Source organism: Bacillus sp. AFS029533, assembly GCF_002585125.1.
Classification (GTDB): Bacteria; Bacillota; Bacilli; order Bacillales; family Bacillaceae_G; genus Gottfriedia; species Gottfriedia luciferensis_B.
This window is the reverse complement of the sequence record NZ_NUQC01000027.1, coordinates 83664-97564: the sequence shown is the minus strand read 5'-3', so window position 1 is coordinate 97564 and position 13901 is coordinate 83664. Positions and strand designations below refer to the sequence as shown.

The 13901-nt window shown below is 32.8% G+C and carries 14 protein-coding genes and 1 other annotated feature; all 14 genes read right to left on the bottom strand.

The genetic code is table 11. From position 1 onward, the window contains the following. Positions 1-14: 14 nt before the first annotated feature. Positions 15-554, bottom strand: coding sequence for a ReoY family proteolytic degradation factor (locus tag COE53_RS15940; protein ID WP_069031873.1), 540 nt, complete (start codon positions 552-554; stop codon positions 15-17). A gap of 54 nt (positions 555-608) precedes the next feature. Next, the gene (locus COE53_RS15935) at positions 609-1868 is read right to left on the bottom strand and encodes a tetratricopeptide repeat protein (protein ID WP_069031872.1); all 1260 of its coding nucleotides are present in this window, start codon (positions 1866-1868) and stop codon (positions 609-611) included. Between the two features lie 17 nt (positions 1869-1885). Beyond that, the gene (gene aroA / locus COE53_RS15930) at positions 1886-3169 is read right to left on the bottom strand and encodes a 3-phosphoshikimate 1-carboxyvinyltransferase (RefSeq protein ID WP_175403436.1); all 1284 of its coding nucleotides are present in this window, start codon (positions 3167-3169) and stop codon (positions 1886-1888) included. 196 nt (positions 3170-3365) lie between these two features. Beyond that, the gene (gene aroB / locus COE53_RS15925) at positions 3366-4451 is read right to left on the bottom strand and encodes a 3-dehydroquinate synthase (protein WP_069031871.1); all 1086 of its coding nucleotides are present in this window, start codon (positions 4449-4451) and stop codon (positions 3366-3368) included. Then, positions 4451-5620: a chorismate synthase gene (gene aroC / locus COE53_RS15920; protein WP_069031870.1), complete on the bottom strand. Its 1170-nt coding sequence runs from the start codon at positions 5618-5620 to the stop codon at positions 4451-4453. Before aroC ends, aroB begins: the two co-directional genes overlap by 1 nt. A gap of 247 nt (positions 5621-5867) precedes the next feature. Beyond that, positions 5868-6096, bottom strand: a binding site (T-box leader). 234 nt (positions 6097-6330) lie between these two features. Then, positions 6331-6777: a nucleoside-diphosphate kinase gene (gene ndk / locus COE53_RS15915; RefSeq protein WP_069031869.1), complete on the bottom strand. Its 447-nt coding sequence runs from the start codon at positions 6775-6777 to the stop codon at positions 6331-6333. Positions 6778-7002: 225 nt separating this feature from the next. After that, positions 7003-7965, bottom strand: a complete 963-nt coding sequence (gene hepT / locus COE53_RS15910) for a heptaprenyl diphosphate synthase component II (RefSeq protein WP_069031868.1) — start codon at positions 7963-7965, stop codon at positions 7003-7005. Positions 7966-8009: 44 nt separating this feature from the next. Further along, entirely contained in the window at positions 8010-8720 is a 711-nt protein-coding gene (locus COE53_RS15905; protein WP_069031867.1) for a demethylmenaquinone methyltransferase, read from the bottom strand. Positions 8721-8761: 41 nt separating this feature from the next. Next, complete coding sequence (locus tag COE53_RS15900) at positions 8762-9433, bottom strand: heptaprenyl diphosphate synthase component 1 (protein ID WP_069031866.1); 672 nt, start codon at positions 9431-9433, stop codon at positions 8762-8764. Between the two features lie 174 nt (positions 9434-9607). Beyond that, a complete protein-coding gene (folE, locus tag COE53_RS15895; protein ID WP_069031865.1) occupies positions 9608-10180 on the bottom strand; it encodes a GTP cyclohydrolase I FolE in 573 nt (190 codons plus the stop codon). 242 nt (positions 10181-10422) lie between these two features. Next, positions 10423-10695 (bottom strand): HU family DNA-binding protein, encoded by a 273-nt coding sequence (locus tag COE53_RS15890; RefSeq protein WP_056466694.1) that lies wholly within the window; start codon positions 10693-10695, stop codon positions 10423-10425. A gap of 472 nt (positions 10696-11167) precedes the next feature. Further along, positions 11168-12646 carry a stage IV sporulation protein A gene (spoIVA, locus tag COE53_RS15885; protein WP_069031864.1) on the bottom strand — a complete coding sequence of 493 codons (1479 nt, stop codon included), beginning with the start codon at positions 12644-12646 and terminating at the stop codon, positions 11168-11170. A 196-nt stretch (positions 12647-12842) separates the two neighbouring features. After that, positions 12843-13559 (bottom strand): hypothetical protein, encoded by a 717-nt coding sequence (locus COE53_RS15880; RefSeq protein ID WP_069031863.1) that lies wholly within the window; start codon positions 13557-13559, stop codon positions 12843-12845. A 21-nt stretch (positions 13560-13580) separates the two neighbouring features. Next, positions 13581-13778, bottom strand: a complete 198-nt coding sequence (locus COE53_RS15875) for a DUF2768 domain-containing protein (protein ID WP_069031862.1) — start codon at positions 13776-13778, stop codon at positions 13581-13583. Between the last annotated feature and the right edge of the window lie 123 nt (positions 13779-13901).

Below are 13901 nucleotides of genomic sequence, written 5' to 3'. Positions count from 1 at the left end.
TTTTCAGTTTAATATTAAGTTAAAGAATTCAGTTGTTTAGTTAATTCTTGAAAAAGCTTTTTGTCTTGTTTATCTAGAGCCTCGTCAATCATTTTCATCAATCTGTCTTTTTGGAAATTAATAATTGAATCTGACAATAACTTTTCAGCAATTACGCGGTCTTTTTCGTTACTATTTAAGTTTTTTGGTATATGTGGGTTCTCTTCTAAAACTGAAACAAACATCGGATATTGAAAAGAAGATTTAAAATTGAGCTGGATATAAATATCCTCATCCCTATTTAGTCGAATATCGTGAAAAGATTTCTCTGCATCAGTCGTCATTACATTTTGTTTATAAAAATGAAATGGGACTTCTTTAACACAGTTCGTCGACATCACTAACCCGCGTGGACAATATTTAGACTGTTCTACAAAATGAACCTTTTTCATTAAATAATCATGGCTCATTAGGTAATTTAAAATCCAAACACATTCTCTTTGCTTTAACTGAAAATTACTTAGAAACCACTTAACAAAATCTTTCTTCTCATTCACAGATACAGGGGTTGCCATTATTAAATCCCTCCTCTGTCCATAAAATTTGTCCCCTTTTCTGAATAAAGAAAACTACAGAATTTCATTTATTCTTTCAAGTCGTTCTCTTACTTCTTCCTGTAGATACTCATCGTCTACAAGTTTACTGTAAACCTCTTTTGCTTCTTGTACTAAGCCTTCTTCAAACAATAGGTCTCCGTATTCCTTTAAGAAGGAAATTTCCTGGTTAAAGTCATTATATGCTAGACGATATTGATTTAATGCCAATTCATAATTTTCATTTCCATAATATGCTTTGCCTAAGTCCCAATTAAAATGAGGATCTGAAGCTCCATGCTCAATTGCTAGTTCAATTGTACTAATTATGTCATCGAAATCTTCCTCTTCGAAAAGAATTCCGACTAATAACTGAACTGCTTCAATTAACGAAGGATCATAAATTAATGCTTCCTGTAAATGTTTTTTACTTGCATCTAAATTCTTCATTTTACGAGCTAATTTTGCAGCTGATAAAAGGCATTCTACATTTGTTTCATCAACAAGTAATGCTTTTTGTAATATATCATAGCCTTCTTGAAATTGGCCTTCAAGGTCATGTGCTTTACTTAGCCATAAATGTGCTACCAAATATTCAGGATCAAAGAAGATTGCCTCTTCGAATACCGGAATAGAGGCTGCATAGCGTTCAGCTTGAAATAGCGTAATACCATATCCTAATAGTGTATGGAAGTCCTTAGTTTTCTGAATTCCTTTTTCATAATAGGAAATTGCATCTTCCCATTCACCTTCAGCACTTAAACATTCAGCAAGTCTTAAATCTTTATTAACTCCACTCACTTCAATTTCTTGATTAGAAAGCTTTTCGTAAAATGGAATTGCTTTTTTATAATCATATTTACTAAAATAATACTCCCCTAATGCAAAATCTACTACAGGTTCATTCGGTAAAATTCTTTTTGCTTCAAATAATTTTTGTTCAGCTACTTCATCAAGACCCTGAACTTGATATAGATCAGCCATTAATAAAAGTGCTTGAACTCGACTTTCACTATCAGCCTTTATGGCAAGTAAAATTTCTAAAGCTTCGTCTTCTAAATCAAGATCTAATAATATTTCTGCATACATTATTTTAAGATCATCGTCGTCATCATATAAGTAAACTAAATCTTCAATGATATTTTTTGCATCTTCCACAAAACCTAATGATTGAAAAAGAAGTGCTGCTTCGTATTTTTCTTCATCGTTAGCATTTTTTAAATTCTTTCTTAATAAATCTAATCCCTTTTCAGTATGACCGTTCTCTATTAACTGAACAGCTTCGTATAAACTCATTCTTACACCTCATATGACTACTTAATTAATTCATTTAATTGCTCTTTAAAGTTCGGAAAAGATACAGCTATACATTCTGTATTTTCAATAATTGTATCACCTTTAGCAAGTAATGCAGCAATTGAAAGCATCATTCCCATTCGATGATCTCCATGTGAATTTACATTAGCACCTATTAAAGAACTATTCCCTTGTATAATCATACCATCTTTTGTTGCTTCAATGCTTACACCAAGATTTGTAAGTTCTGTTACAACAGTCTGGATACGATCCGTTTCCTTTACTCTTAACTCTTCAGCATCCTTAATAATAGTCTCTCCATCTGCTAAAGCCGCTGCTAAGGCCAAGATCGGTAACTCATCGATACATGTAGGAATTTCAGCCCCTCCAATGACAGTTGCTTTTAAATTGGATGATTTCACTCGTATATTCGCAATTGGTTCTCCGTTTACAACTTTTTCATCCTCTAAAGTAATATTAGCTCCCATTCTTTCTAAAACAGTTAATATCCCTGTTCTAGTAGGATTTACACCTACATTTTTTAACAATATTTCGCTATTAGGAACAATCGACCCTGCTACTAAGAAAAATGCAGCTGATGAAATGTCCCCTGGTACAATAACATCTGTTGCAGTTAATTCTTGGTTTCCATTAATTGAGACTTTGTTTCCATCAACTACTAACTCACAACCAAATGCCTTTAGCATTCTTTCAGTATGGTCACGAGACTTTTCTGGTTCAGTAACAGTTGTCGTACCATTTGCGAATAAACCAGCTAGTAAAATTGAAGATTTAACTTGTGCACTTGATACAGGAGAAGCATAAGAAATACTATTCAGTGAACCTCCTCTAATAGAAATAGGTGTATATGTAGCGTCTTCACGTCCATCTATAGAAGTACCCATCATTTTTAAAGGTTTTGTAACTCGTTTCATTGGTCTTTTACCAATAGATTCATCACCAATAATAACTGAATGGAAAGGTAAACCACTTAATATTCCCATCATTAATCTTGCTGTTGTTCCCGAATTCCCTACATCAAGTACTTCATGTGCCTCTTTAAGACCTTCAATTCCTTTACCATAAACGACTACTTCATCTTCTGATACTTCGATTTGTACACCTAATTTTCTAAAACACGCTATCGTACTTAAACAATCTTCACCTAATAGAAAGTTAGTAATCTTTGTCGTCCCTTTCGCTAATGATCCAAACATAATTGCTCTATGAGATATTGATTTATCTCCTGGAATTGTCACATCACCAACTAAACGGATTTTTTCTAACTGGGAATTTCTCATCATAGTCATCTTATCTAACCTTTCTATATGTATTTACATTCCATTTTTTATTAAATCAAACCTTTTTTTTCGCTGAAATTCTATTCGACGAATTGTCCTATGTTTTTCATTTCCGATGATTTAGTTAGCCTAATTTAGAAAAAGAAAATGATATTTTGATTTAACATTTGATCAAAACACCATTTTCAGGTAAGCATTATGAAATTATTTGTTTTAAAAAACTATCTAAATTTTCTTTTATAAAGTCTTCCTCTAATTCACAAATCACTGGATGTCCAAAACTTTTTAATAGTATATATTTTATTTTCAAATCGATATTTTTCTTATCTTGTTTCATTAGATTAATAATTGGATCTAATTCTAAATTTGAATAAACAGGATAATTCAATCGATTATACCAATTTACTATCTCATTAAATTTTAAGTCAACCTTAAAGAACTGTTCACTCAAATAGATTGAAAATAAAGTTCCAAATGCAATTGCCTCACCATGAGTTGTTTTAGCATAACCTAAATACGCTTCAATTGCATGCCCAAGTGTATGGCCTAAGTTTAAAAATGCTCTTTCACCAGTTTCTCTTTCGTCCCTAGATACAATTTCATTTTTTACACTTATCCCCATTGTGACACATTTTTCAACTAACTCATTATTTAACTCTTCAAGTGAAAGTATATGATCCATTAACCAACTCAAATTGTCGTTAGAAGAAATCATGGCTTCCTTACTAATTTCAGCAAAACCTGATCTCCATTCCTCTATTGGCAAAGAAGTTAAAAAGCTTAATTCATATAATACTAATTCCGGCTGATAAAATGCGCCAACTATATTTTTAGCTTTTGGAAGGTTGATAGCTACTTTACCACCTATAGCACTATCGTGGGCTAGTAAAGTAGTAGGTAATTGGATAAAACGAATACCACGCATATAAGTAGCAGCGACAAATCCAGCTAAATCGCCAACTACTCCTCCACCTAAGGCAATGATTAAGCTATTACGATCTAATTGGACATCAAAACAATAGGTTAAACAATTTTCGTATATTGCAAAACTCTTACTTTTTTCACCATGTGGAATGATATAGTGTTCAACTTTATTTGTTTTACTACAATTTAGTCGTACTTCTTCTAAATAAAGTGGAGCAACTTGATCATCTGTAATGATTAGTATTTTGGAAACTTTAGGAACTAAGCTGTCCAACTTTGACTGCAGTTCACTCAATACTCCAAACCCTATACAAACATCGTATTGTTTAGAGCTTGTATTTACAGTTATCACATTCATTAAAAATTCCTCGCATACTCACGGAAATCTTCAATATTACGTTTTAAACGTTCAAGTTGATCGGATTCAAATTGTTCAATAATTGCTTTTGCAACTTCCCAAGCAACAATATGCTCTGCTACGACACTTGCTGCCGGAACAGCACAGCTATCAGAACGTTCGATACTTGCTTCATAAACTTCCTTTGTTTCAATATCAACGCTCTTTAGCGGCTTGTAAAGCGTTGGGATAGGTTTCATTACTGCTCGAACGACAATTGGCATACCAGTTGTCATACCGCCTTCAAAACCGCCAGCACGGTTCGATAATCGGTAGTAGCCTTGTTCTTCTGAATACGCAATCTCATCATGAACTTCACTACCTGGTAAAGAGCCAGCTTGAAACCCGATGCCGAATTCTACACCTTTAAAGGCATTAATGCTTACGATTGCACCTGCAATTTTTGAGTCTAGCTTTCTGTCATAATGAACGTAGCTACCAACACCAGCTGGCATACCTTCAACAACAACTTCTACAATCCCACCAACTGAATCACCTTTTTGTTTTGCATCATCAATTAACGATTTCATATTTTCTGTCGCTTCAGCGTCTATACATCTTACTTCTGAGTTTTCAGCTCTATTATGTAAGTCTTCTACATTTTTATAGTCTAGATTTTTTGCTTTAACTCCACCAATTTCAATAACATGGCTTGCAATTGTGATTCCTAACTCACTTAACAATTTTTTTGCCACCGCTCCAGCGGCAACACGTACAGTCGTTTCACGAGCTGAAGATCGCTCTAAAACATTCCTTACATCTCTAAAGCCATATTTTATCGCTCCATTTAAATCGGCATGCCCTGGTCTTGGTTTTGTAATGCTTCTTTTTCCTTCGTATTCTAGATTGTCCAAAGGTTCAGGACCCATAATATTCGTCCAATGTTTAAAGTCGTTATTTTCAACAACCAATGCGATAGGAGAGCCTAATGTATAACCATGTCGAACACCGCTAGTAATTTGAGCAGTATCCTTTTCTATTTGCATTCTTCGCCCTCTTCCATATCCACCTTGTCGTCTACGAAGTTCAACATTTATTTCTTCTGCTAAAATTGGTAAGCCTGCTGGAACGCCTTCAATAATTGTAGTTAATTGTGGACCATGTGATTCACCAGCTGTTAAATAACGCATTTCAACACCTTCTCTTTATGTAAGTTTAAAATTATTAGTTACTACTATAGCACAACCTATTCTGAATTTAATATAAAAAAGAGCCATATTCAAAAAAATGAATAATTCAGTAGAAAAACCTATAGTTTTTTTCCTATTCAATTATGTTTCGTCATGAACTAATCTAATTGCTTAGGCACCTCTCTCTTCTTTTCATCCAGAAGTAGCATGTAAAAAAATAAAAACAAAAAGTCCCTACTGAATAAACAGTAGGGACGAATTAATTAATCGCGGTACCACCCTAGTTGTGAACTAAAGCTCTGTTCACCACCTTGATTTTTTTAACGATCAAAACGACCGTTTCTATTTTCATAAAATGAAAATAGAAATTGCTCCAAGAATGAAATTTTGGCATATTTTATGTACTGACTCGCAGCTTTCGTCAGCTCTCTGAAACAGTGAAATTATGCTTACTGTATCCTTATCAACGCAAGTTATTTAATTGTCAAAAGATTCATTTAAAAACTTATTAATGATGATTATAAGCAGATTTAAAGAAGCTGTCAATGCAATATTTTATTACTATTTGCAACTTTCCCTCTATTTCGCTTACTCATATCGATTCTTCTTAAGTTAATAAAAAATTTATCCACAGGTCTAGATTTTAATATTTTCCTATAAAAAAAAGCCAGCAATATGCTGACTTCTTTGTTTTGTGTAAAACTATTTTATTAGTATACCCACTCTTTAATAAGCTTAGAGTATTCAACTAATTCATTTTGATTGAAGAAAATACCGATTTCACGTTCTGCACTAGCAGGTGAATCTGAACCATGAATAATGTTTTTACCTACAGTTGCAGCATACTCACCACGGATCGTTCCTGGTGCTGAATCTTTTGGGTTTGTTGCTCCCATCATTTGACGAGCGGTAGCGATTACATTTTCGCCTTCCCAAACCATAGCGAATACTGGGCTTGAAGTGATGAAGTCTACTAATTCACCAAAGAAAGGACGTTCTTTGTGCTCAGCATAGTGAGTTTCAGCTTGGTCTTTACTCACTTGCATTAATTTAGCTCCAACTAATTGGAACCCCTTTTTTTCGAAACGTGAAACGATTTCACCAATTAAGTTACGTTGTACACCATCAGGTTTTACCATTAAATAAGTTCTTTCCATTATGCTCTACCTCACTTGATTTCAATTATGTATAAACAACACAGTTAGAATAGTAACATCAATTTATAAAATTATCAATAGTTTAAAATCTTGTTATATTATAAAAATTGAAATCGCTTCCAGATTATTGATTAACTTTAATCAATATAACTGATTAACTGGAGTTCTATACGTATCTAAAAAGCCAAAAGAGGCAGTTGTAAATGCACTAGCATTTTCCCGCCTCTAGTTTTTTCGATTTCCAATATTTTTAGCAATTAATATTAACATTTCCTTTGCTTCACTATTAGGAAGGCTGTTGATACTGTTTAAAGATTTTTGTAAATATGCTTCACTAACTTTTCTTGCTGCTTTAATATATGTACTTTTGCGAATTTGATTTATAAGAGGTTTTACAGTTTCCGGATCGATTCCTTCATAAACAGATTCAATTTTCTCTTTAAAAGCTAAATCATTCATCGCAAACAAGACAGGTAGTGTAATATTACCTTGAATTAAGTCGCTACCTGATGGTTTCCCTAATTCCTTCTCAGAAGCCGTAAAATCAAGAATATCGTCCATAATTTGAAAGGACATACCTAAATAGTATCCGTAATCTTTTAGACATTTTTGAAAAGCTGGAGAGGCTCCTGATGCAATTGCACCAATTTCACAACTCGCTGAAATTAAAAGGGCAGTTTTTCGTTTAATTCTTCTTAAATAACATTTTAAATTTTGGTCAAAATTATATTTATCTTTTATTTGTTCAATTTCACCTAAACAAATCTCTAAAATAGTCTCAGATAGTTTTTGATGGGCCAATGGGATTTCGATTTCTGACATACATTCCAATGCTTTTGCAAATAAAAAATCCCCTGCATACATAGCAACACGATCATTGTATGTTGAATTGATTGTCGGTTTACCTCTTCGTAAACTAGCTTCATCAATTACATCATCATGAACTAAAGATGCCATATGTATGATTTCCAAAGTAGCTGCTACATTTTTAATCGATTGAAGGTTATATTGTCCAAATTTAGCACTAAGCAATACAAAAACTGGTCTAATTCTTTTCCCACCAGATTCGAGCAACTGTACAGATGCATTTTTCAAAATTGGTTGAGAAGAATTGACTACTTTATGCAGCGTGCTCTCAATCTCATTAATGTCCTTTTTTAAATAAGAATATTTCCATTTAACCTTCATTCCGTTCACCTTACTATTCATCCCATTTTCTCGCTTTTTTGTAACTAGCTTTTTGGTTTAACACCTAAATGCATTGCTGCTACACCAAAAGTATAAGGTTTAATTTTTATTTTTTCTAAACCTGCTTTTTTGAAAAGATTTGCAAGTTCGTTCATTCCTGGAAACGTGCTTGCACTTTCTTGTAACCAAGAGTATTCTTTAAAGCTTTTAGCAAATATTTTCCCAAAAATCGGCATGATGTATTTAAAATACGCTTTATACACATGTCTAACACCAAATGCAGTCGGTTGTGATGTTTCTAAACAAACAACAATACCTCCAGGCTTTACAACTCTCGTCATTTCCTTCAACACTTGATAATAATCTGGAACATTTCTTAAACCAAATCCAATTGTAACAACATCAAAATAGTTGTCCTCAAATGGTAACTCCATAGCATTACCATGAATTAATTTTACTTGGTCTAAATGCATATTTTTAACTTTTTCTTCACCGATAGATAGCATATTTTTACTAAAGTCTAATCCTACTACTTCTCCATCTTTTCCAACTGTATTTGCAAGTGCAATTGTCCATTCACCAGTACCACAGCATACATCAAGCGCTTTCATACCTTTTTGAACATTCATAATTTTCATAGTTTGTTTGCGCCAAGCAATATGTCGTCTAAAACTAATAATACCATTCATTGTATCATATTTATTGTAAATCTTTTCAAACACGTCATGTACGCGTTCTTCTTTTGATTGAGTCATATAAACCCCCACTAAACTAATTACGATTACTTCTATGTAGATTAATTTTGTAATTGTATTATTTTTGATAATTCTTCTTTTGTTTTCGTTAAATCAACAATCCCCAATATTCTTTGAAATTGCGAAATAAAATCAGAGCAGTTTTCTACTGAAAATCGTTCGAATTCTTTTTTCAGTCTTGACATTAAACATTCTTGCTCAATATGCTTTATTGATTCTTCAGCTGATATAAATTTTGCAAAATGTACAAGAATAGTCGATTCGATTACAGTTATACAGTTGAAAAGATCTTCTAAAGAACTAAATTGTTCATGAACTAGATTGATCTTCTCTTCATTCATTTCTTTAACAGCATATGAAAGTTCTCGTATTAATCCAATCTCCCCAGTTTTAGATAGAGCATCGTAATATAGTCCACTATATAAGTCCCCTTCTAATACGGTTAATTGTTTCTTTTCTCGATCCATTGGTGTACCTTCAAATGTGGATACTTTTTCATGTGTATCTAATGCAATTTGATGAATCATCAAGGCTTTACAGTAATGTACAATTTTATCACTCGTAAAATTGTGTTCTTTTAATAAATTGATTAATAAAGTAACCTTTACATCATCAATGGTAGGTGCTTGAAGATGTTGATTTAAATATGGGTGTCTAATCGTATGTAAGATTTGAGTGATTACTTCATTTTTTAACTCGAGAATACTATTCATTATTTCCATCCATTCCATTTATAACTGATTTTTTCATTATACCATAAGTATTTTAGATGGTATAAGTTGATTGCTCAATCAACTTGCATTATTTATAAATGAATATTTTAAAAAAAGCAGGACTTCCGGCTTTTTAGACTGCCTATTAAAAGCCCTGCTTTTGATTATTTGATTCTATTTAGAAGAATGAATCATTGCAAGAATTTCATTTCTTCCTTGCACATCCTCTTTAAGTGAGCCACGCACAGCAGTCGTAACAGTTTTTGAGCCTGGTTTTCTTACTCCACGCATAGACATACACATATGTTCTGCTTCAACAACTACCATTGCTCCGTGTGGTTGTAGCACGTCCATAATTGCATCAACTACTGAGGCAGTAATACGCTCTTGTAACTGTGGTCTTTTAGCTACTGTTTCTACAGTACGTGCTAATTTACTTAAACCAGTTACTCTACCATTTCTAGGTATATAAGCTACATGTGCAACTCCGTAAAAAGGTAATAGATGATGCTCGCACATTGAATGGAATGGAATATCTTTAACAAGAACTAATTCTTCATGATCTTCACCAAATACTTTATGTAAATGAGCTTTTTCATCTTGGCGCATCCCAGAGAATACTTCAGCATACATTTTCGCAACTCGTTTTGGCGTTTCGTAAATTCCTTCTCTATTTGGATCATCACCGATAGCTTCGAGAATTAGACGAACCGCTTGTTCAATTTTTTCTAAATTAACTTCATTCATTAATTGATCCCCCATGCTAAAAAAAATTCTAATATTCACTATCAGATTCGTTTTATTTTAACATAATTCTTTTTTTATAGGCAAAAAAAAGAAGGATACTTTCTTTTAGACTACCTAAAATCGACGCTTTCTTTGTCCAAAATTAATTATTGCTCCCTAAAACATAAGACTTTTTGGACTTTTTTAGCAAAAAAAGAAGGATGCTTTTTTTAGCATCCTTCTTTTTCGCTTAAATTATGTAATTATTTTACTGCATCCTTAAGCGCTTTACCAGGTTTGAAAGCTGGAACTTTACTAGCTGCGATTTCGATTTCCTCGCCAGTTTGTGGATTACGTCCTTTACGAGCTGCACGCTCACGAACTTCAAAGTTACCAAATCCGATTAATTGTACTTTATCCCCGTTTTGTAACGCACCAAGAATTGATTCGAATACAGCGTCTACTGCTAAAGTAGCTTGTTTTTTAGTTAATTCACCAGCTTCAGCAACTGCATTGATTAAATCTGTTTTGTTCATGTCTTTCACCTCCTCCCAAAATTTTAGATGTTTCTTAATTTCATTTGTGACCAAAATTTTAAATTTTATACAACAAATTCCAATTAATTTCTTTGTCATGCCTTATATTATACGATTCTACGGCTTTTTTCAATATGTTTTATAAGAAAATGTTGGAATTACTCGAAAACAGGTGGCGATTTTTCTGAAAAGTTCCTTTTTCGTCTTCAATTTTCTAATAAGTACTTCTGGAGGTACGATGATTACTGAATTATTCGGCATTTTATAAAATTTATTGATGATTTTTAATAAATTTATATTTGTTGGATTTTGTCGAATAACATTTATTTTCTCTTGCTAATTTTTTGTGATTTTTTTAAAACGTTCATTTCACCAGATAAAATATAAGCATTTAGATTTTCTAAAAATACATGTTTATATTTTGCTAACACAAAAAAAATCAGATGGTTTTGACCACCTGATTAATTAATGATTAAAGGATAATTGCAATTAAGCCGCCACTTCCTTCGTTAATAATTCTTTCTAAAGTTTCTTTCAATTTATATCTTGCATTTTCAGGCATTAGAGAAAGTTTCGCTTGGATGCCTTCACGTACGATTGAACTTAATGAACGTCCAAATATATCTGAGTTCCAAATTGATAATGGATTATCTTCAAAATCTTGCATTAAGTATTTAACAAGTTCTTCACTTTGTTTTTCAGTTCCGATAATTGGTTCAAACGTTGACTCAACATCAACTTTAATCATATGAATAGAAGGCGCTACTGCTTTTAATTTGACACCAAACCTTGAACCATGGCGTATAATTTCTGGCTCATCTAAGCTCATATCTAAAAGCGAAGGTGCAGCAACTCCATATCCTGTTTGTTTAACCATTCTTAAGGCATCTGCTACTTGATCATACTCTTGTTTTGCGTGAGCGAAATCTTGCATTAATTCTAATAAATGATCTTTACCGCGAATTTCTACTCCCACTACTTCTTTTAAGACTTGATCATATAACTCATCTGGTGCGGATAAATCAATTTCTGCAACCCCTTGCCCCATATCTATTCCAGCAAGTTGTGCATGTTCAATAAATTCATAATCACTAAATTGGCCAACTACATAATCTACATCTCTTAATCGTTTAATATCTTTAACTGTTTCTTGAATTGCTTCTTGATAGCTTTGGCGTAGCCAGTGATTTTCTTTTAAAACTAAGACCCAGCTAGGTAAGTTTACGTTCACTTCAAGGACTGGGAATTCGTATAAAGCTTCGCGAAGTACGTTCATTACGTCTCCTTCGCGCATTGCTTCAACACTTAATGCGATGACAGGAATATCGTACTTTTCTGATAGTTCTTGTCTAAGTGCCTCTGTATTAGGATGATATGGCTGAGAAGAGTTGATCACCATAATGAAAGGTTTTCCAACTTCTTTTAATTCAGCAACTACACGTTCCTCTGCTTCGATATAATCGTATCTAGCAATTTCTCCAATTGTGCCATCTGTTGTTACAACAACTCCAATTGTTGAATGCTCTTGAATAACTTTTCTTGTACCGATTTCTGCCGCTTCATTAAATGGAATCGGCTCTTCATACCAAGGAGTGCTAATCATTCTAGGACCATTTTCATCCTCATATCCTTTAGCCCCTGGTACACTATAACCAACGCAATCTACTAATCGAATATTTACATCTAACCCATCCGCTACATGAATTTTTACGCCTTGATTCGGAACGAATTTTGGTTCAGTAGTCATTATTGTTTTACCTGCTGCACTTTGAGGTAATTCATCATGTGCTCTAGCACGGTCAGCTTCATTTTGAATATTAGGGATTACAACTGCTTCCATAAAGCGTTTAATAAATGTTGATTTACCAGTACGCACAGCACCTACAACACCTAAGTAGATATCTCCTCCTGTGCGCTCGGCAATGTCTTTAAAAATATCTATCTTTTCCATGTGTTCCCCTCCCGATTTATCAATACATGGGAATAATTGACTTGAAGTAGTATACCTATGACAATATCATTCTATGATGTTGTCCTAGTGAGTTATGACAAGATTTTTTATTTTTTCTTTTTATTCACTTGGGATCAAATAAAATAATCCTTCGATAAAATGTATTCTTTTATCAAAGGATTATGATTTATATTATTTATTTTTGTTCTAAAAACACTGGTTGTCCATCTTTAATCGTATATGGAAGTGAGTATGCAGGCACGATTGGTGAGTCTTTTACTAAAATAGAACGAATATCTTCACCAAACTTATAATTTTTTGCTTCTTTAATTTTTGCATATAAATCAGTTGAGTAGTCAACATAAAACTCCCCATCATTCCCCATGACGATTGGTAAGTTCTTATTACTATAAGGACTGACTACAAATGGTTCTTGTTTGAAACCCATCTTTTTATAGTTTAATAGAAAAACACCATTAGCCAATGTTTTCTTGATTGGTGGATAAGTATGTTTATCTTTATAAACTTGTACTCTTAATGAAACATCTCTTAGTTTTTCTGCAATTCTAAGATCGACTAATTTAACAGTCGGATTCTTCTCTGCATCTACTAATACGTACTGGAAGATCCCACCATTTTCATAAGAATTACCAGGTGCATCACTTAAATAGCCAGGTGTTAGTTTTGTAAAATCAATTGGATATTTAATATAAATAGGTGTACTCATATCCTTGTTTTTAATAGGTAACATTCCTGAATTGTTTTCCTTAAATTTATTAACTGCAGTTTGAACAGATTGCAATTGATCATCATATGGTACTTGATTTTGTGCAAGTTTATCTTGTGGATATAAACAGCCACTCAATAGACTGATAACAAAGCACATTAGAATGGAAAGAAATAGCTTTTTCATGTTAGTCCCCTTTATTCTAAATTAACTAGGCCAGCTTAATACGATATATGTAATTAAAATCCCAGAAATAATTAAAGACATATAAGCAATGAAGGCTGTAATCATTTTTAAAAATTTTATTTTTATTTTGTTTCTACTCAAGAAAATTAAAAATAATGATAAAAGCATTAATCCGATTCCAACAAAAGAAATAATTTCATTAATATGTGCCGAGTTCATTATGTTCCCCCTATGTATTTTCTACCATTATTATAGTATCAAAATAATCACATGATTTGAATTAAAATCTTTTTAATCCTATTAAGACATTATCGACTTATTTAATGCTTACGTATACTTGTC